Raw genomic sequence first — 21,694 nt, 5'->3', positions numbered from 1 at the left:
ACTTTTGTAATAACAACAATGCCACTTCATTTGAAGTGGCATTTTTTTTGAGATAACGCGTAATAGCTAACTCAATTCAACGTTGATGGCAGTTTAAGGTAATGGTGCTCAAATCTTAAAACTGAAACCTGTATCTGATACGCATAAAAAAACCGCTGCAAGCAGCGGTTTTTATTTAACAGTAAATTAAGAATTACTTCTTAGCTTCTGCAGCTTTACGCTCTTTAACTTGAGCAACAACTTTCTCAGAAACGCTGTTAGGACATGGTGAGTAGTGAGCGAATTCCATAGAGAATTGACCACGACCTGATGTCATAGTACGTAGCGAACCGATATAACCGAACATTTCTGATAACGGTACGTCAGCCTTAATGCGAACGCCAGTAACACCTGCGTTTTGATCTTTGATCATACCGCGACGACGGTTTAAGTCACCAATTACGTCACCAACGTTGTCATCTGGGCTGAATACGTCAACTTTCATGATAGGCTCAAGAAGTTGTGCACCGGCTTTAGGCATAGATTGACGGAACGCGCCTTTAGCAGCGATTTCGAACGCGATAGCTGACGAGTCAACTGCGTGGAAAGCACCGTCTGTTAATTCGAACTCAACGTCTAACACTGGGAAGCCAGCAATAGTACCTGTGTTCATCATGCTCTTGAAACCTTTCTCAACAGCAGGCCAGAATTCTTTAGGAACGTTACCACCCACAACTGATGATTTAAACACGAAACCAGTGTTTGGCTCGCCTGGACGGATAACATAGTCAATTTTACCAAACTGACCAGAACCACCAGACTGTTTCTTATGCGTGTAGCTATCTTCAACAGGCTTAGTAATTGTTTCACGGTAAGCAACTTGTGGCTCACCAACGATTAGTTCAACACCATAAGTACGCTTAAGGATGTCTACTTTAATGTCTAAGTGAAGCTCACCCATACCTTTAAGGATGGTTTCGCCTGAATCTTCGTCAGTTTCTACGCGGAATGATGGATCTTCAGCAATCATTTTACCGATAGCGATACCCATTTTCTCACTGCCGCCTTTATCTTTTGGCGCTACAGCGATAGAGATAACTGGCTCTGGGAATACCATTGCTTCAAGCGTACATGGATGCTTAACATCACATAAAGTGTGACCAGTTTGTACGTTTTTCATACCAACGATAGCGATAATATCACCAGCTTGAGCTGATTCAAGTTCGTTACGTTCGTTAGCTTGCATCTCAACCATACGGCCAACACGCTCAGTTTTACCAGTAGCAGAGTTAAGGATGGTGTCACCCTTCTTGATACGGCCTGAGTAGATACGTACGAATGTTAATGCACCAAAACGGTCATCCATAATCTTGAACGCTAACGCTTTTAATGGCGCGTCTGCATCAACGATTGCGTATTCACCAGTTTCGTTACCTTCTTCGTCAGTTAATGGTTGTGGATCAACTTCAACTGGATCTGGTAGGTAATCAACAACTGCATCTAATAATAACTGCATACCTTTGTTTTTGAATGCACTACCACAGTATGTTGGGAAGAAATGCATAGTACGAGTACCGGCACGGATACAACGCTTAATGTCTTCGATAGAAGGCTCAGTACCTTCCATGTAAGCTTCCATTAAATCGTCATCCATTTCTACGGCAGATTCGATTAACATTTCACGGTATTCTTCAACTAAGTCAACCATGTCAGCTGGCACGTCTTGGATTTCAAAGTTTTCTGGTAAACCAGAGTCATCCCATACGTGTGCTTTACGAGTTAATAGGTCAACTACACCAGTGAACTGGTCTTCGATACCGATAGGTAGAACCATAACCAATGGATTAGCAGCTAATACGTCTTTAGTTTGCTTAACAACGCGTAAAAAGTCTGCACCCATACGGTCTAACTTGTTTACGAAGATGATACGTGCAACTTCTGAATCGTTAGCATAGCGCCAGTTAGTTTCAGACTGAGGCTCAACACCACCGCTACCACAGAATACACCGATACCGCCATCAAGAACTTTTAGTGAACGATATACTTCAACTGTGAAGTCAACGTGGCCTGGGGTGTCGATAACGTTGAAACGGTGGTTATTCCAGAAACAGCTTACTGCTGCTGACTGAATGGTAATACCACGCTCAGCTTCCTGTTCCATGAAGTCTGTGGTTGATTCACCATCATGAACTTCACCGATCTTATGGATCTTACCGGTTAACTTAAGGATACGCTCGGTGGTCGTGGTTTTACCCGCGTCAACGTGAGCGAAGATACCAATGTTTCTGTATTTGGATAATTCGGTCATGATTCAACTTTAATGATTAGTTTAAGAAGTAGACGGAGTATGCGAAAAAAGAACCGACACACCGCACATCAGGTTATTTAAGGCGCATATTGTAAATTGGAACTATGCTGGGCGCAAATGGCTGTTGCAATATTTATTGAAATTATCGTAAAAAAATCAGCTTTTTTAGACATTACCTGATATAAAACAGATAAATAAAAATAAAAGATTATTTTTTAATCAAATCACTTTATTGGTCTTTTCAGACTGAAAAAATCGATTATTGACCCAAGTTCATTCATTCAGCCGAAATTTAGTTAAAAATGACCAATAAATAATTAAAAAAATACCCGCCATTGGCGGGTACTTTAATAGACTAAAATCAGTCTTAATTAAGCTTCAACAGGTGATATCACAAATAACAAATCACCTTGTGATACTTGCTGACCATTACTATTCAATACTCGCTCAATGCGATACGTTTGATCTTCAGGGTACAGTACTGCGTCTTGACGGTTAAAGCCAGCTAGTGTGACTTGTGAGAACATCTTCATTGCTTCTGTCAAAGCAAGAGTTTGATCTACAGTAACAATATCACCTTCTTTAACAAAGTCTGGCTCACCTGGAGCAGGTGATGAATAGAAAATACCTGAACCTTGAGCAAGCACCTTCAACTCGTTACTTTCACCCACACGCAATGACTCAGTATCAACAGCAGCGGTTTCTGCTGCGGCTTCCATTTCAGCAATTAACTGTGGAATATCTAACTCTGCCATTAAACGTGGTAAGTAGTTGGTATCGTATACGCCCTCATTAAATGTGCCGTCATTCAAAATACGCTTCAGTAAAGGAATGTTAGTAGCAATACCTTTAATAACAACCGTATCGAGATAGTCTGACATCTTCTTAATCACATCAGCACGATCACTTCCACGAATAATAATCTGCGCGATTAAACTATCATAATAAGGCGAAACTTCTTTACCCGTCTCTGCAATCGAGATGATTTCGACATCGTCACGCTGGGGCATGATGCACTCAGTAATCTTCCCTGGATTAGGAATTAACTGTAATACTCCATGGCTGTCTAATGCCGCTTTCTCTGCCGTTACGCGCACTTCCATGGCATAACCTTGCTCAACTGGTTCTAGTTTCTCAATTGAACGACCTGCAGCAATATCAAACTGGGCACTCACAATATCAATACCTGATGTGGCCTCAGTAACAGGATGCTCAACCTGCAAACGGGTATTCATTTCCATGAAGTACACTTCGTTGGCGTCTAAGTTATAGATAAACTCAACTGTACCAGCCCCCATATAATCGGTTGCAACACCTAAGGCGCGAGTGTAGTCCATTACTTTTTGTTTTAGCTCTTCAGGCAGCATTGTTGAGCCAGATTCTTCAATTACTTTCTGGTTATTACGCTGCACAGAACAGTCTCGAATACCTAATACTTTGGTGTTACCAAACTTATCACGTAATAGCTGTACTTCGATGTGACGTAGTGAGGTGACATATTTTTCAAGGTATAAATCACCATTACCAAATGCAGCAGCCGCTTCTGTGGAGGTTTTTTGGAATAGACCAATCATATCTTCAGGACGTTTTACTACCTGAATACCTTTACCACCACCGCCTTGAACAGCTTTAAGCAGCACAGGATAACCAATTTCAAGGGCAACATTCACCGCTTGCTCTGCATTGGTCAAAATGCCGTGACTACCAGGAACAACCGGAACGTTTTGTGCCTGAGAAGTATGGATAGCATTTGATTTGTTACCCATAGTTGTCATTGAATGCACACTTGGGCCAACAAAGTTAACGCCATTATTAACACATAAGGCGGCAAACTGTGGGCTTTCAGATAAGAAACCAATACCCGGATGAAGCGCATCTACATTTTCATAATCTGCCACTTTCAATACTGAGTATGCATTTAAGTAACTTTCATCTGAAGTATTACCACCAATACAAACCAGCTTATCGTTTTCTTTAAGCATGTCGGCTGGTACGGATGTCATGTCTGGATCTGAGGCCACCAATACTACATTGATATTGTTATCGTGAGCTTTACGAATAAGCTTAACGGCAGTACAACCACGAGCATGGATTAACACTTTGTCGATTGGCTTCATTAACGCGCGCGGATCGTCTTGAACAATATCCTCTTCAACCACGACCACTTCAGGGACTAAAGTTGATAATGCTTTATTAATCACATCTTCAATTTTGGCTGACGGTAATGGCATTAATGGGTCAATACCCGACAACTGAGAATCTAATGTATCGCTAAATGGGTTATAAACCAGTCCTGTCATCGCACCTGGCACTTTCGACAAGTAGTTCGACAGCGTTGCCGTTGATGGTAAGTATGCAGGCACAACCATTTGCCCTGCAAATGGCATGTTAGTACCAGATAAGTAGTAAGTTTGCACCAAAGGATGGGTTACAAAACTGGCTTGCGCACCACCGGTACAATCACCAAAACCAAACATCAATACCGGCAATTCGTTATCACGAATAAAGCGAGTAATACGATCATTAACGACCGCCATTGAGAATAATGCCGCCGCACCTTCTTTGGTTTGCATCCCACCGGAACTGATAAAACAAATCACCGGAAGTTTCCGCTTAGCACACTCAATTAACAGCGAGCTGAATTTCTCAGCACTGGCCATATCAAACGCACCCGCTTGGAAAGCAGTATTTGACACTGCCACACCCACACGTAGCTTTTTGCCGTTTTGGTCAAAATCAGCCAAGCCAGTAATTAAACCACATGGGCGAATTTTTCTATCAATAGCATCTTCAATGGATAAACGGAAACCAGGGAAGTTAAGCAAGTTAGCTGACATTTTATCAGCATCAATTTCGTCAAACTGAGTGAAGAATTTTGCAATAATATTCTCCCAACTCATTTTGCCTTTTTGCTTTTCTTCGCGAAGCACTTTCTGGATTAACAAATCTTGATAACCCATGGTTAAGCGGTTCCAGAAGTCTTTACGACGACCAATGCGCACAGGGTTAATTGTACCTGTGTACTTGTCGTGGTCTTCTTCGCTATCAAAGAACTCAGGTAATAAGCGTTCAAAGAAATACGTTAAGATCACGAATAATGAATCGTTAAGTTGCGGGAAACCAACGCTCTTCCATTGTTCAACACGGGTAAGTAATTCTGCACGGTTTGATTGCGCCATGAAATACTTTAACCATTTGTAGAACTTAGCTTTATCATTCGCTTCATCATTAGTCGATAAAGCATTGTCGATAGACTTGTGCAATAATTTGTCAACTGAGGCTCGCGACAAGCTTTTTGCCATCATCGCTTCTTTGGAGATTGACGCTAAGCTACCAACCACATTGTCGTACAACGCATTAAAGATAAGAATATTATGGCATTGCCAAATAAAATCTTCGCGCAATTCATCATTAACCACAACATCTAATACCGTTAACTCATTTAGCTCAGGCCATGGAGCTTGTGTTGTCGATTTTGGTAATGACTCTAAGTAGCTAATGAGCCCTTTGAAGTTGTTAGCAGCATTACTTTTCCAGCGGTGATATAGCGACCAGCCAATATTAAAGATTAACGCTTTACGCGCTTTCTTATAATTTTCTTTTGGCTCACCTAAAATCAGACGGGTAATCACATTTCGCTCAGTAGATACTTCGCTGCGCTTAGCACTGAAGGTTCCCCAAAGCTTGTTTAATTCTTCGTCGTAAACCAATTTATCTGGGTTAGTTAACCAAGCTTGGAATACACGTTCTTGCTCTTGCTTAATACGCTCAAGTAAGTCACCTTCTGGCACACTCACTTTCGATAAACGGCCATACTGCTCTTGCGAGATAGAATGAATACGACTACGAAGTGTCAAATAACGCAAATAACGGTATGCACTACCAAAAATGTTGTGGTGCATAGTGGGGTTACTCGCAACCGCTAAACCCGTGTTATTTTCCAACGTCACTAAGTTTGGCGATGGTGCTAAATATCTCTGTAAGCTGCGATCATAATGCTCTTTTAAATCTTTTGATTCGCGTACAAAGTTAACGGCAGCGCGCTCAACGGCCTCAATCGCACTAATAATAGCGCGACGTAAGTTATGCTGACGGTCGTCTCTGTCACCTGGTGAAAAATCGATAATACCGTCGATACAACCTGCTGTGTATAACTCTTCTGGTGACACACCAACAGATTTAGCACATTCTTGCCAAGATAAGTTGTACTTACGCGCGATACTTTGCAAACCTTGTGGCTGAATAGTATTGAAAATACCATCACGTAATGACAATAAGATGTTAGCGGCTGCTAGAGGGATTGCACCACCAGAATAACCAGCACCAATCACAATACCCACGGTTGGTACGTCAACATTTGCACTTTCAGCGATGGCTTTTGAAATACTGTGTGCTTGATTGTTGCTATTAGCAACTTCACCGGCATCGGCGCCCGGTGTATCAATAAGATAAACAATCGGCATTGATAGCTGAGCAAAATGACGCACAGCCTCGCAACAAGCTAAGTGATGTTCTGGCATCCATGCACCGTTGGCGGTGCTTCGCTCTTGGGCAACAAAACCAATACGGCGGTTATGCTTGCCAAAATTTAATTCAACTTCAGCACGATAAAAAGGCCCCATATGGGTTTCCGCAATAATTTTGCCTTTTAAGTCGGCAATAATGCGTTTAGCGCCAGGGCGGTTCTTGTCTTGAGTAGGTTGAATAACCTTATTAACGTAACCATCAACGTCTAAAGATGCCAACCCTTTAAGGTTTGCTTGAATAGCATCTTCAGTTAATAAACCTTTAATTTCTTCTGATAAGCTCTGCTTGCTATGAGCAGGAAATAACGAAAAATCTTTTGCCAAGTGTTCAGCTTGTAAAAATAATGGATCAGCCGATTTAACTTGTTTAGTTTTAGCGGGCTGCTTTTTGCTGGTCATCCTTCGATCCTCTGCCTAGTTAGCCTCTGAAATTTTTAGCCCGTAAATATAACTTTGTTAATAGTCCAATTACCATATAAACTAACTTGGACGCTTTGTTCCATAAATGAGACAGTGAGGATGAGATGCCGGATTTGAACGGTATGATGCTGTTTGCAGCGGTAGTAAGGGCTAACGGATTCTCGCAAGCAGCCAGAGACATCGGACAACCTAAGTCAACAATTAGCCGAAAAGTTGCACAACTTGAAGAAGAATTAGGTGTACGTTTATTGCAACGTGACACTCGAAATATCAGCTTAACTCAGGTCGGCGCGCTATTTTTTCAGCATTGCGATTCCATCAGTCAAGAAGTTGAAGCGGCAAAAGCGATCATTGAAAACACTCATACCGATGTTTCAGGTTCATTACGCATTGCGATCCCTGTGTCGTTTTCTCAAGAAGTCATAGGTCATTTATGCTCTAGCTTTATGCGTCTTTATCCTAATATTGAACTTGATATTCAATTTACTGATAGCGATGTTGGCTTAGTCGGAGAAGGTTACGATATCGCGCTTAAATATGGCCCACTTCAATCTTCAGATTTAGTCGCAAGATTATTGTTTGAACGCCAACCTATTCTAGTTGCAGGCCCTAATTACTTGAAAAAATATGGCGTACCAGCAACCCCGCAAGAGCTATCTCAACATCAAGGTATACTATTAGGCACCACATTGTCGGCACCGATTTGGTCATTGGGTAAGGGGAATCGCAAAATCATGGCCACGTTTAAACGTAAAGTTAGGGTCAACAGCGCAAACATGGTTAAACGGTTTGCCATTGACGATTACGGCATTGCTTTACTTTCAAATACCAGTTGCAAACAAGAAATTGCCTCAGGTAATTTAGTCCCCATTTTGCAAGAATGGCCGATGGACCCAATAAAAGTATATGGGGTGTATTCTAGCCGTCGTCAATTAGCCTCCAATATCAGCGCATTCCTCGACTTTGTTGCTAAACGCTATAGCAATCAAGAATCTTTAAACTCTATTATGACTTAATGTCGGCCCTGCAATTACTCAGTGTTTTATGTTATAAAACAGCTATGAGATTGGATTAACCTTATTTTTAAAACGGCTTTTAATACCAATCACTGTAAATAAGTGGCCAGAAATAGCGTCGGAAAAATGCGTGATAACAAGGCAGATTTTTTGATAAGTAGTTATTCTACAATCAAAAAATATAACGCAGTTATCAGGTATTTTCACAAGCTAGAATAATCAGTTATTTATTACGATTGGTATAACATCGCTAATTAAAGGAAAGCCCTGTAGAGTTTTAACACCGTCAAGGAACGCAAAATGGTCAATACTCTTATGTTAAACACACTAAAGCTTACCAGCTCAGTCTTACTCTTTATGACGATAACCATGCCGATATCCGCTAATAGCTTAACTAAAGATGTTGAAGAACTTCGCTTACCCTTAGCAAGCAAAACGATGCCTCAAGTTGTCAATCGCTACCAAAACGTTAATGATGGTCTCAATCAGCAGTTGTCCAATGCAACCGATGAGCTCAGCATGACCGAAACCATTGCGAGTCAAGGCCAGCGTTTATGGCAGCAAGCCGTTAAAGATGTTCAGGCTGGTAATATAGATGACAGGCCACTTTATTGGAGCCGTTTATTGATGCGCGAAAGCGCTAAAACTCATGATGTGGGCTACCCAATCGCCGATTGGCAACGCAAAGTTTTGGTCAATGTAATCGAAAAATCATCACGAGGATTTAGCGATATTCAATTTAAACCAGAAAGCCAAATCAAAATCCTTGTCACAGGCTTTGATCCCTTCTTTTTAGACAAAGATATTGGCCAAAGCAATCCATCAGGGGTAACCGCCCTTGCGCTAGATGGCTACACTTTTAATATCAATGGTAAGCAAGCACAAATAGAAACCGTGATGATCCCGGTTCGATTTGCTGATTTTGATAATGGTATTATTGAATCATTACTGACACCAATATACCGTGAAAATTCAGTCGATATGATTTTTACCATCAGTATGGGTCGCGAGCACTTTGACTTAGAACGCTTCCCCGGACGCAACCGCAGTGCTGCAGCACCCGATAATTTAAATGTGCTAACAGGCGCATCAAAAGCCAGCCCCCTAGCACCTTTTCTTAATGGTAAAACCTTAAATGGGCCAGAATTTGTCGAATTCACTTTACCGGTAAAAGCCATCCAAAAAGTGAAAGGCCATTGGCAAATTAATGACAATCATCAAGTGACTACCACGTCTAGAGGTCAATTTGATGCAACATCACTTGCAGAGCTTCATAGTGCAACCTCAGTTGAAGGTTCAGGCGGTGGCTATTTATCTAATGAAATTTCTTACCGTAGCATTTTGTTAATGCAGCAATTTAATCGCAACTTGCCTGTAGGCCATATTCATACACCAAGAATAAAAGGTCATGACTCGCAACTTGAATCAGATATTGTTGAGCAAATTAAGGCTATGATTGGTGCGGCGGCATCAACGTTATAAGCAATATCAGCGGTAGGCTTAAGCTTACCGCTCTAGCAGAAGGCAGTTAATCAAAAATAATGACGCAGTATTTAAATAAGCATTTACGTCAACTTGGCAAAGTATTGGGATTTGAAAATAACCGCCAAACATCCATTACCATGCTAGATAACCATCCGAAAAACCATGCAGCATCGGCATTGCAGCAAGCTATTTTGGATAAAATTGAAGTCGACTATCAACAAGCCGAGCATTATTTTAACAAGACGTTTCCACGCCCTTTGGTGCAATTTAGTTTACGCGGGAAAAGCGCGGGCACAGCTCATCTACAACTAAACAAGCTGCGCTTTAATCCGGTTTTACTCCAAGAAAACGCGCAGTCATTTATTGATGATGTTGTGCCCCATGAAGTAAGCCACTTAATTTGCTTTCAACTTTATGGCCGCGTGCGACCACACGGAAAACAATGGCAATCAATTATGTTGCATGTGTTTGGTCGTTCGCCAAAAACAACCCACCAGCTTAATACCCAATCAGTGCAAGGTAAGCAATTTGACTATTATTGTGGCTGTGGCAACGTCAAGTTAAGTGTGCGTCGCCATAACAATGTCCAGCGAGGTAAAACCCAATATCGCTGTAAAATTTGTCAACACACATTACAAGTTAGACCGCTAACCAATTAACCTTCAATCAAGTTTGCATCAGTTAACACTATCCCTTACCATCTCGGCAAAATGATGGACCTAAGTCCACTGCAGTTAACGATTTACTTTTAGGGTTTGTGCTTATGTTAGGTTACCGTGTCAAAGTGCGATTAATCGCACTTTGCGTTGTTTGGTGTGCGTCTTTTAATGTTTTTTCTGCTCAACATCCCACAAGCTTTAATCAAGCCAAAGGGATTGCCAAAAAAATTTATCAGGATAACTTAGCCTTAAGCAGCTTTTATTGCGGTTGTGATATCAATATTAACGGTAAATTATGGCAGCCCGATTTGGCGAGTTGCGGTTACCAAGTACGTAAACAAGCAACCAGAGCCAACCGGATTGAATGGGAACATGTGGTTCCAGCTTGGGCATTTGGCCATCAATTACAATGCTGGCAAGACGGTGGGCGCAAAAACTGTGGCAGAACCAGTCAACAGTTTAAAAAAATGGAAGCGGATTTGCATAACCTTACCCCTGCGATTGGTGAGGTAAATGGTGATCGCAGTAATTACAGTTTTAGTCAATGGAATGGCAAATCTGATCAATATGGTCAGTGCGATATGATTGTAGATTTTAAAGGTCGTAAGGTACAGCCGCCTGAAAATAGTCGTGGCGCAATTGCCAGAACCTATTTTTACATGCAGCAAACTTATCAACTGCAAATATCTTCAAGTCAGCAAAAGTTATTCCAAGCATGGAACAAACAATACCCTGTAGATATTAATGAATGTAAACGTGATAAGTTAATTGCTAACGTGCAAGGTAATCATAATGATTTTGTGCAAAAACAATGTCAAAATCTAGGCTTAGTTTATTAGCAGGCAAAAGCAGCTAACATAATCTAATCTCAAGCATTAACCAGCCAATTAAAGGGGAATCATGCGGATCCCAAGAATTTATCAAGCAGCCAATCAACTTACTGTTGGCCAAATTGTCGAACTAGATGAAGATGGTGCGGCCCACATTGGTCGAGTTCTCCGTATGAGCGCGGGTGAACAAATAAGTTTATTTTGCGGTGATGGCCACGATTATTTAGCCGAAATCAGCCAATCGAGCAAAAAAAATGTCTCAGTTAAGATCCTATCGTCAACAGTGAACCAGTCAGAGTCACCATTAGACTTACATTTAGGCCAAGTCATTTCCCGTGGTGATAGAATGGATTTTACCATTCAAAAGTCTGTTGAGTTAGGTGTCACCACGATTACACCGTTATTTTCTGAACGATGCGGCGTAAAACTATCAGGTGATCGCTTAGAGAAAAAAATTCAACAATGGCAAAAAATCGTCATTAGTGCCTGTGAGCAATCTGGGCGTAGTGTCGTACCTATAGTACGCGCCGCCATGGATGTCAGCCAATGGTGCCAAGAACCCAGCAGCGCCCTAAAGCTAAACTTGCATCCGCGTGCGGCTCATGGCATTAACGGTTTAACCGCGTTAGGCGACGGTAATAAAGTACGCTTACTAATTGGCCCAGAAGGCGGCTTATCAGAGCAAGAAATCACTATGACCGAGCAGTTTGCATTTACAGATGTCTTACTGGGACCAAGGGTACTTCGCACTGAAACAGCAGCATTAACCGCCATAACTGCGTTACAACTCAAATTCGGTGATATTGGCTAATCTTGCCAATATCACATGCGCCTATTGCAGGCGCGCAATCACAGTTTAAGGACAATAAAATGATCAAGCTTGGCATTGTGATGGACCCAATAAGTGACATCAATATCAAAAAAGACTCTAGTTTTGCCATGTTAATGGCGGCGCAATCTCGCGGTTACCAACTTTATTATATGGAAATGCAAGACTTAGCCATGGTAAACGGTAAAGCCATGGGCAACATGCGTCCGCTAAAGGTTATCAACGATGCGGCTAAATGGTTTGAACTCGGTGAAGCGGTTGATACACCTCTGGCAGAACTTGATACCATTTTAATGCGCAAAGACCCACCCTTTGATACCGAGTTTATCTACGCAACTTATATGCTAGAACGCGCTGAAGAAGAAGGCGTATTGATTGTCAACAAACCACAAAGCTTGCGTGATGCCAATGAAAAACTGTTTACTGCATGGTTTTCAGAGTTCACTCCTGAAACCGTTGTTACCCGAGATGCCAAACGCATCCGCGCTTTTCATCAGTTAAAAGGTGATGTCATTATTAAGCCTTTAGATGGCATGGGCGGCAGTTCTATATTTAGAATTAAGCAAGATGATCCCAACATTGGCGTTATTATCGAAACCTTAACCAACCATGGTAAACAATATGCTATGGCGCAGGCTTTTATTCCTGAAATCACTCAAGGAGATAAACGTATTTTAGTGGTTGATGGCGAGCCGGTTCCTTATTCACTAGCGCGTATTCCGATGAAAGGTGAAACTCGAGGCAACCTTGCTGCCGGTGGCAGCGGTGTGGCACAAGCTTTATCTGAAAGTGATTGGAAAATCGCCCGAGCGATTGGCCCTGAGCTTAAAAAGCGCGGCCTCATTTTTGTCGGCTTAGATGTGATAGGTGATAAACTCACTGAAATCAACGTCACCAGCCCGACCTGTATTCGTGAAATTGAAGCGGCCTTTGACGTAGATATTACCGGAATGCTGATGGATGCTATTGAAGCTCGCATAAAAGCAACTCAATAATCAGGAGTTTGACCTTGTTTCTAACTACATTTCGTTTGGTTGTTACTGCGCTTTTATTGGTAACAACCACAGCTTTTGCAAATACACCTGATATTGTCAGCGACCAAAAAGCCCAAGCTAGCACGCCCGCAGCAATTGCGATGGCAATGGCTGGCAATAGCCAGAGCATCTCTCAATCACATCCCAAAAATATCATCATTATGATTGGTGATGGTATGGGGCCAGCTTATACAACGGCTTATCGCTACTACAAAGAAAACCCTAACACGGAAGAAATGGAACAAACGGTATTTGACCGCTTGCTTGTGGGCATGGCTAGCACCTATCCAGCTAAAGTCAGCGGTTTGATTACCGACTCAGCCGCATCAGCGACCGCCTTATCAACCGGCTTTAAAACGTACAATGGGGCTGTTAGTGTGGATGTTGAAAAACGTCCATTACAAACCTTATTACAAAAAGCCAAAAGCTTAGGCTTGTCCACTGGCATCGCTGTGAGTTCGCAAGTCAACCATGCAACACCTGCCGCGTTTTTAACTCACAACGAGAGTCGTCAAAACTACAACGAAATTGCTGAGTCCTATATCAACACTGATGCGGATGTCATCTTAGGTGGTGGGCAACGGTATTTTTCGACCGAACTCATTGAAAAATTTACCGCTAAAGGTTATCAACACATTAACGAATTTAGCCAGTTAGATTCAGTGACATCGCCAAAAGTGTTGGGGCTATTTGCTGACGTGCAATTACCTTGGGTTATCGATGATAAAGAAGCAAAATCATTAAGCAAATTAACCCAAAAGTCTTTAGAACTACTGTCACAAAACCCAAATGGATTTGTACTATTGGTTGAAGGCAGTTTAATCGACTGGGCGGGACACTCCAATGATATCGCCACGGCAATGGCAGAAGTAGACGAATTTGCCTATACCATCGAGATTGTTGAGCAATTTGTTCGCCAGCAAAAAGATACGCTAATGCTTGTTACCGCAGACCACAATACCGGAGGTTTATCTGTCGGCGCTAACGGTAAATATGAATGGAAACCAGAAGTTTTACATAAGGTGAAAGCTAGCCCTGACAATATCGCAGCGAGTGCGATTGCCGCTGACGATTGGCACAGCATTGTGAGTGACCAGCTTGGCTTTACCCCAAGCGCCCAAGAATTTAGCAACCTAACCAATGCTAGAATGCAAGGCAATAAAGCACTGGCAATAGCCCTTAGAAAACTCATCGACCTTTATTCAAATACTGGCTGGACATCGGTTGGCCACACAGGGTTGGATGTACAGGTATTTGCTGCAGGCCCAGGTGCTAAGCTTTTTTCAGGTCATCAAGACAACACTGAAATTGCACATAAGATTTTTAGCTTATTGCCAACACGGGCTTTTACCAATCCATCACAGTAAATTAAGTGAACAAACATAGCATCGAAAATACGTGAAAATATGGCAACTTTTGGTAAAAAATTTATTATTACAACAGAAAAATACAGCGTCGTGATTAGATGTACTGACAAGCTAGAATAAGCAGTTATTTATTACGATGGGTATAGCTAAACATAACGCTAACCCGATGTGTTCAAAACACCATAGATAAAGCGACTTAATGTCGCTTTATCTATTTTAAACGTCAGCTTTGATAAAATAAGTGTTAAAATCATTGCCTAAATCAGATTTAATTCAGTTAAGTGAGACCGCCGTGCTAACGAATCCTTCCCAAGTTGTTTTAAGAAATAGCGACCAATTCGCCAATCTTGATGTACTCGTTCTCAACTATGAAGCTGATCACTTGGCACTGCAATGTTTAGACACCGCTAAATCAGTGACCGCACTGGCGCTAGACTATAACCATCACCTCACTTTATCCCCGCTGGCGGCAACAAAACTGGATTGTTACTTTGGTCACAAACTACCGAATGAACTTGAGCAACAGCAATTTGATTGCGTTATTGTATTTTTCCCCAAAGCCAAACCATTAGCTCAGTATCTGCTTACCCTTGCGGCCAATCATTTAGTCGATGAGGGATTGCTGCTGGTTGTAGGTGAAAATAAAGGCGGCGTAAAATCACTGCCCAAATTATTACCTGAGTTTTTCAGCCCAGCGGTAAAAATTGATAATGCGCGTCATTGTCTACTATATCGTGCATTTTTATTGCAGCCCCCAAAAAAATTAGTGCTTGAAGATTGGTACAGCCAATACCAAATTAATACCCCGCAGGGTGAAATCACCATTTGCAATCTAGTCGGGGTATTTAGCGAGAAAAAACTCGACCTTGGCACAGAGTTACTCTTGTCTCATTTACCTACACTTCAGGGCCGAGTACTTGATTTTGGCTGTGGCGCAGGGGTTATTACCGCTGCCTTATTAAAACAATATCCCAGCTTAAAAATGGAATGTATCGATATTAATGCCATGGCGTTAGCATCATGTGAGTTAACGTTAGCGGCAAATCATCAGCAAGCTAAGGTATATCCATCCGATGGGTTTAAACAAATCAGCGGCAAATTTGATGGCATCATCTCTAATCCACCTTTTCATGATGGCTTAGATAGTACATTTGCTATCGCCAATGACTTTGTTAGCCAAAGTAGTCAACGCTTAAACAAAAATGGCGTTTGGCAAATTGTTGCGAATCGTCATCTTCCCTACGCAGATAATATCGCCAATGCATTTGGCAAGGTTAACGTGCCAGCTGAAAACAATAAATACAAACTGTATTTTCAACAGTTAGCATAGTTTAAAAAATGTCAAATTCTAATATAGCCTGTGACTTCCATACTGGATAAACCTCCTTATATCAGTTAGATTAAAGTGTTAACTTACATTGCTGTAGTTCACTTATAAAAAAAACAATAAACAAGGGATGTTATGTTGGAACCTACCACCGCGATATTTAATGCAGACCAATCAAAAGTTGAATTGAGATTGGTCCCAAACAAACACGGGCCGATCTCAAAGGACGATATTACGGCGCTGCTAAAGCAGCCTGATTTTGCCATGCTATTCCCTATCGTTCCCGCCATAGATAAAGCTGTTAATGAAGTCAATGCGTTATGTGGCCAAGCGCCTGGCGATCATGAATTATTCTTCAACATTGCTGAACGTAAAGATGGCGAAATCAAAGTGATTGTCAGTGATGACAAAATGCAAGCCTCAATGAAAATCACCTCCGCATGGGGTGGTAAAGAGATTGTGCTAGCAGACATATTAAATAGCCTTAAAAGTCATCAAATTAAAATGGGCTTGAGTAAGCCTAAAATCATGGCGTTATTAAAACGTCTTGATATTTTACCACCGGGTGAGAGCTGCGAAAGTGAAATTGCCACCGGAAAACCAGCTATTAATGGTGAAAATGCCACATTAACCCGCAAAGTAGCCTTAGCTCGTGAACGCTTATTACAGCCGCAAGAACGTGAAGACGGAACTGTGGATATGCGCAACTTGGGTTCGTTAGTCACTGTAAAGCCTAATGATGTATTAATGGTTAAAAAGCCCGCCACCCAAGGAACTCCCGGTTATAACGTTCATGGTGATGTGTTAAATCAAGTACCAGGGAAAGACGTGCTGATGGAACCTGGAAGTGGTACGGCATTAAGCCCAAATAATCCTAACCAATTGATCGCAACGGTATCAGGACAACCTGTTGAAAACCGTAAAGGTATGCAAGTAGATGATGTCCTTCAAATAAAAAATGTTGATGTAAAATATGGTCACGTTAATTTTAAAGGCAGCGTACTGATTACGGGAGACGTTGGCGAAGGCATGCATGTAAAAGCCAGTGGCGATATCACTGTGATGGGTTTTGTCGACTCAGCCACCTTAGAAGCAGAAGGTGATGTGATTGTCAGTAAAGGAGTTATCGGTAGACTGATTAAAGATCATGAATTAAGCACCAAAATTAAAGCTCAAGGCCAAATCTGCGCCCAATTTGTGCAGTATTCTGAATTAACTGCAAAAGGTGCAATTCTGGTCACCAAACAACTCTTACATAGTCATTCCCAGTCTGACGAAACCATTACCGTTAGCGACGCACAAGCTAGGCGCGGTGATTTAGTGGGTGGAAGAGCATCTGCAGCAAAAGGGATCCGCGCGGTAGCCTTTGGAGCGACTGCTGGTACTAAAACTGAACTCTTTTGCGCAATGGGCCAACAAGAGCTAAAGCAAGACATGAAAGCCCTTGATGAAAGTGTTAAACAGCTGGTAGTGGCTGGTTTAGATATCGAAGCCAGATTGCGAAAACTCCCCCAAAATCAGAATGGCAAAATGATGCTGGTATGATTGAGCAGGTTAAAATGATGCTGGATCAAAAAAAGCAAATTGCTGAAGAACGCACTAAAGAAGAACTTGAATTTAATCAACTACAAAATGATGTAGAGGGTTATTATGACCGTTACTTTATCAGAGCTGAAAAACACATTTTTGCCAATGTCGAACTGCATATAGGTAATGCCAAAAACCGCAGCCAACGTGAACATGGGCCATGCACCGTAAAAAATATTAATGCTGAAATCAACTTCGATTATAGCGCCTAATAGCACTGATATTGACTTTAGGTTAACACTAGCATTAAAGCCGTAAAAAGATGGCCTGCACTAATACTGCAGGCCATCTTTTTGAATACTAACAAGCCAATAAACCATATATTTGGGTTCTCAAACCTAGCCTCTGTCATTTATTACCCGCATTTTTACTGTTAATTCAATTTATTGGCTTGCTACGATTGAGCCAAATCCATGGCTCTGGCAAAATGGCGCCAATTTACATGCTATTAGAGAACACACATGGAGTTATTGAATATTGAGTGCCTTGGTAAACGCTTGCGTCTTGAAGGCTCAATGGCTGGCTGGCAGCAGCTATATTGGGACAACCAATTGGTATCACAAAAATCAGCCTCTCCACAAAATCAAGCATTTCAAATCCATCAATTTGAATTAACTAGCAGAGCCCCAGCATCAGTCCATGTTGATCATGAGGCAATTGACCCTAACCCAATAGCACAAACTCAAGCCATCGCGATTCGGCTTGAGGTTGACTTGCAATGGCAACCATTCCAACTCGATTACGGCTTATTAGTTGATGAAGAGCAGATCAGCCAAGGTCATCGCAATACCCAAGACATTGAAAAACAAGTGCCTGAAATACCTGCGCCTAAAGCCAATAAAGTCAGCATGATTGGTCTAGCCTCATTAGGCTTCAAGCTGCTTAAAAGCGCCAAAGTTGTAAAAACTTTACTCGCCGGAGCCAGTGTTGCCGCATACTCATGGTTATTTTCAATCGAATTTGCCCTCGCACTGATTGCATGTTTAGTGTTTCATGAATATGGCCATATCAAAGCAATGAAATACTTTGGCATGAAAACCAAAGGCATCTACTTAATTCCTTTTATGGGCGGCCTTGCATTAAGCGACGAGCGCATTAATACTCGCTGGCAAGATGTCGTGATATCTATCATGGGGCCAACCTTTGGCTTATTTTTATCAATCGCTTGTTTAGTAGCCTTTTGGATTACTGGCAATGTCTTTTTTGCTGGGCTTGCCGCATTTAACGCACTGCTGAATCTGTTTAATCTATTACCCATATTGCCACTTGATGGCGGTCACATTTTAAAAAGTATCAGCTTTTCGATGAACAGCTTAGTGGGATTAATCGCCTGCATTGTTGGAGCGGCCATTGGCGTGTTTATCAGTTACAGTCTTGGGTTAGCTTTATTAGGTTTCTTGTTGCTTATCGGCAGCTTAGAAATTGTTTTCGAATGGCGATCGCGCCACCAAAGTCATTTATTACCGCTGGACCGTTATGGCCAAATTTTCTCTGCGATATGGTATTTGCTTACCATTGGAGGCTTAGTTGCCATTATTTGGGCAGTAGCCGGCACAGGCGATGATATGCTGCGTATGCCGCTTGAGATATTAAAAAGCTAGTTGAGATGGAATAAGTGAGGCGGCAATGACTAAAGCGGTTTACTAACGTGGATAGAGAATACGGTTAAAACGGGATTGCCTCCCAATTGAAATATGCTCTTTTCAGCTTTTTATCTGAATACGGGGCTTCCAAAGGGCAAGAGCGCTTTGCCCCTTTAATCAAGGCCAGACAAAACGCCGAAAGTTTTCTCGGCAAAATAGGCTACATTAGCAATCAAAACAAACAAGCCATCAAAGCTCAAACACGTTAGTCATGACTTTATAAAGCTCGGTTCCTTGATGTACTGACGCAGAAGCAAAATGCAATATAGGTACACAATCTTTATCTAAACTAATAGCTGTTAATGCCTTATCAGTACCATATAAATCTAACCGTAATAAATCCACTAACGGCTGACCTGCTGGCAACGGCTTACCCACTTGAGCACGATATTCCACTAAGCCAGCGTGCGGAGCATGAAACTTTTTATAATCATTTAAATAGCAAGCAAAACGCGGCATAACTTTCGGTGCGATCTTTTCAGCAATTACCCCTCGCTGGCTTAAATAGGCCAAAATCCCTTGGGCATCATCAAGGGCGTCGGCCATATCAATTCGCTCTTGGCTGGCAAGTTCAAGGGTAAATGCCGCTATCGGCACAGCAAAATCCCGCCCTTGGCTTTGTATGTAATCAGCTAATTGCCACCATGGGCAGAACGCTGCTTCATCCATTGCGCCACCAAAACTATTAGGAATAATTAAGGTATAAGGAATAGAGAAGTATCGCGCGTTATCACGATCAAACTCTGGACAATAAAGGTGCTTACAAGACTTAGGCCCGGTATGTAAATCTAAAACAATATCAGCCTGATGCGCTAAGGATTGCAAAGACACCGCGAGTCGATGACCTGTGGTAATCCCCCAACTATGTTGCAACTTTAGTTGACATTGTTCAACGAGAGTAAGCTTAAACGCTTGGATAATTTGTTGATTATCTAAATGCTGATGCGCTGCAAACCAAGCGGCAATATCTAGCTTGTGATCTAAATACTCTCGGTTCCAATTCACCCCTGTTATGGGATCAAATCGACCTAATGTAAACTCACCACTTTTTTGATTAATGCCCAAAGGATTCGCCAGTGGAGCGAAAGTGATATCCCCAGCACTTGATAGTTTTCAAGTAGGCTCATCAATTGATAGATGACAGCATTGCCCTGTACTTCTGCACCATGAACATTGGCTTGTACATAAACGCTTGGCGCACTATCACTTTGGCCTTTAAATTGATACAAAGGCACATCAAGCGCTTGCCCAGCTGCAAGCTCACCGACATTCAATACACTTCGAATCGCTTTGGTCATTCACTCACTCTTATTCAAACAAATTTTTATGCAAGGCATGAACCACAGTAGCGGCTTCAGCTTCATCAACCAATACACACAAGTTATGCGGGCTGGCCCCTTGGCAAATCATACGTACATTATGCTTTTCAAGCACTTGGAAAACACGACTACAAATACCCGCTGTGGATGCAATCTTATTACCAATAATGGCGACTAAGGCTAAGTTATCTTCAACTCGAACACGACAATGCTGTGACAGTTCTTGTAATAATGATTCACTTAACAGCCCTTGACCACTTGAGTCCGAACCCGTTTTATCTAGGGTTAGCGACACGTTCACTTCTGAAGTCGTGATCAAATCGACTGAAATTTTGTGTCTGGCTAATGTCGCAAATGTTTCAGCTAAAAAGCCCTGCGCGTGCAGCATTTGTAAACTGTGTAAGTTAAGTAAGGTTTGATCGCGACGCAAGGCCACCGCGCGATAAACGGGGGCATCTTCAACTTGATGACGGATCCAAGTACCACCGGCTTCAGGGGCTTTACTAGATCCAACAAACACCTGAATTTGCTGACGAACAGCAGGTAAAATAGTCGCAGGATGAAGTACCTTAGCACCAAATGTTGCCATTTCAGCGGCCTCATTAAAGCTAATTTCAGCAATGGGTCTTGCGTTGGGGGCTAAACGTGGATCTGTGGTGTAAATACCGGCAACATCGGTCCAAATCTCAACAGCAAATGCCGTTAACGCTTCAGCTAATAATGCTGCAGAATAGTCACTGCCACCGCGACCTAGTGTGGTCGTTCGGCCCTGTTCATCAGCACCAATAAAGCCTTGAGTGACAATAACCTGATTAACTAGTAAAGGTTGTAAATGATCGCGCGCTAACATGGCTATTTGCTCAATCTGGGGTTCAGCACGACCAAAATGGCTGTCTGTACGTAGCACTTGACGAACATCAAAAGCGTTAGATGGGGTACCTTTTTCGCGGATAACGGCTGAAAATAATACCGAAGAACATTGCTCGCCCATAGATAGCAATTCATCCATAATCGCTTTACTGCGATCAAGCTCTAAGGATTCACTTAAAACAGCCATTCGGCTAAGTAGCTTATCTATTTGGGCATTAATATCTTGAGGACTGCCTAATTCGTCAATAATACGATATTGAATTTGGGCAATTTGCTTTAATAAACTTAAACGACGCTCATCATTTACATTAGCTTGGGTTAGCTCAACGAGTAAGTTGGTGACACCACTTGAAGCACTCACAACAACAAGACGAGTATTTGGATTGGCTAATACGATATCAGCACAGCGGCTCATAGCTTGATAATCAGCAACAGAGGTTCCGCCAAACTTAGCGACAACTAATTGATTTAACGACATGAAATATACGCTCCGAA

The 21,694-nt window shown here is 42.0% G+C and carries 12 protein-coding genes and 2 pseudogenes; 10 read left to right on the top strand and 4 right to left on the bottom strand.

The window, feature by feature from the left end:
* Window positions 1–193 precede the first annotated feature (193 nt).
* Together fusA and HBH39_RS03000 are read right to left on the bottom strand one after the other, a co-directional pair.
* Window positions 194–2,287, bottom strand: a complete 2,094-nt coding sequence (fusA, locus tag HBH39_RS03005; RefSeq protein ID WP_167675492.1) for an elongation factor G — start codon at window positions 2,285–2,287, stop codon at window positions 194–196.
* A gap of 371 nt (window positions 2,288–2,658) precedes the next feature.
* Window positions 2,659–7,212, bottom strand: a complete 4,554-nt coding sequence (locus HBH39_RS03000) for a biotin carboxylase N-terminal domain-containing protein (protein WP_167675490.1) — start codon at window positions 7,210–7,212, stop codon at window positions 2,659–2,661.
* Between the two features lie 125 nt (window positions 7,213–7,337).
* Here HBH39_RS03000 and HBH39_RS02995 point away from each other — a divergent pair, with 125 nt between their 5' ends.
* The 10 genes and pseudogenes from HBH39_RS02995 to HBH39_RS02950 all read left to right on the top strand — a co-directional run bounded on the left by HBH39_RS02995 (window position 7,338) and on the right by HBH39_RS02950 (window position 18,968).
* A complete protein-coding gene (locus tag HBH39_RS02995; protein ID WP_167675488.1) occupies window positions 7,338–8,249 on the top strand; it encodes a LysR family transcriptional regulator in 912 nt (303 codons plus the stop codon).
* A 300-nt stretch (window positions 8,250–8,549) separates the two neighbouring features.
* Window positions 8,550–9,731, top strand: a complete 1,182-nt coding sequence (locus tag HBH39_RS02990; RefSeq protein ID WP_432280135.1) for a hypothetical protein — start codon at window positions 8,550–8,552, stop codon at window positions 9,729–9,731.
* Between the two features lie 140 nt (window positions 9,732–9,871).
* Window positions 9,872–10,393 carry a SprT family zinc-dependent metalloprotease gene (locus HBH39_RS02985; protein WP_244325770.1) on the top strand — a complete coding sequence of 174 codons (522 nt, stop codon included), beginning with the start codon at window positions 9,872–9,874 and terminating at the stop codon, window positions 10,391–10,393.
* Between the two features lie 104 nt (window positions 10,394–10,497).
* Window positions 10,498–11,232 carry an endonuclease gene (locus HBH39_RS02980; protein ID WP_167675484.1) on the top strand — a complete coding sequence of 245 codons (735 nt, stop codon included), beginning with the start codon at window positions 10,498–10,500 and terminating at the stop codon, window positions 11,230–11,232.
* Between the two features lie 61 nt (window positions 11,233–11,293).
* A complete protein-coding gene (gene rsmE / locus HBH39_RS02975) occupies window positions 11,294–12,034 on the top strand; it encodes a 16S rRNA (uracil(1498)-N(3))-methyltransferase (protein ID WP_167675482.1) in 741 nt (246 codons plus the stop codon).
* Between the two features lie 59 nt (window positions 12,035–12,093).
* Window positions 12,094–13,047, top strand: a complete 954-nt coding sequence (gshB, locus tag HBH39_RS02970; RefSeq protein ID WP_167675480.1) for a glutathione synthase — start codon at window positions 12,094–12,096, stop codon at window positions 13,045–13,047.
* A 140-nt stretch (window positions 13,048–13,187) separates the two neighbouring features.
* Entirely contained in the window at window positions 13,188–14,453 is a 1,266-nt protein-coding gene (locus tag HBH39_RS02965) for an alkaline phosphatase (protein WP_167679935.1), read from the top strand.
* A gap of 292 nt (window positions 14,454–14,745) precedes the next feature.
* Window positions 14,746–15,783: a methyltransferase gene (locus HBH39_RS02960; RefSeq protein ID WP_167675478.1), complete on the top strand. Its 1,038-nt coding sequence runs from the start codon at window positions 14,746–14,748 to the stop codon at window positions 15,781–15,783.
* Between the two features lie 132 nt (window positions 15,784–15,915).
* A pseudogene (locus HBH39_RS02955) lies at window positions 15,916–17,579 on the top strand (DUF342 domain-containing protein).
* Window positions 17,580–17,828: 249 nt separating this feature from the next.
* Entirely contained in the window at window positions 17,829–18,968 is a 1,140-nt protein-coding gene (locus HBH39_RS02950) for a site-2 protease family protein (RefSeq protein ID WP_167675476.1), read from the top strand.
* Window positions 18,969–19,199: 231 nt separating this feature from the next.
* Here HBH39_RS02950 and HBH39_RS02945 read toward each other — a convergent pair.
* Both HBH39_RS02945 and lysC read right to left on the bottom strand, forming a co-directional pair.
* Window positions 19,200–20,308, bottom strand: a pseudogene (locus tag HBH39_RS02945) (succinylglutamate desuccinylase/aspartoacylase family protein).
* A gap of 10 nt (window positions 20,309–20,318) precedes the next feature.
* On the bottom strand, window positions 20,319–21,677 hold the full coding sequence (lysC, locus tag HBH39_RS02940; RefSeq protein ID WP_167675474.1) for a lysine-sensitive aspartokinase 3: 1,359 nt from the start codon (window positions 21,675–21,677) through the stop codon (window positions 20,319–20,321).
* Window positions 21,678–21,694 lie beyond the last annotated feature (17 nt).

Source organism: Shewanella aestuarii, from assembly GCF_011765625.1.
GTDB classification, from domain to species: Bacteria; Pseudomonadota; Gammaproteobacteria; order Enterobacterales; family Shewanellaceae; genus Shewanella; species Shewanella aestuarii_A.
The sequence above is the reverse complement of the archived record's forward strand: the minus strand, read 5'-3'. Positions and strand labels throughout refer to the sequence as shown.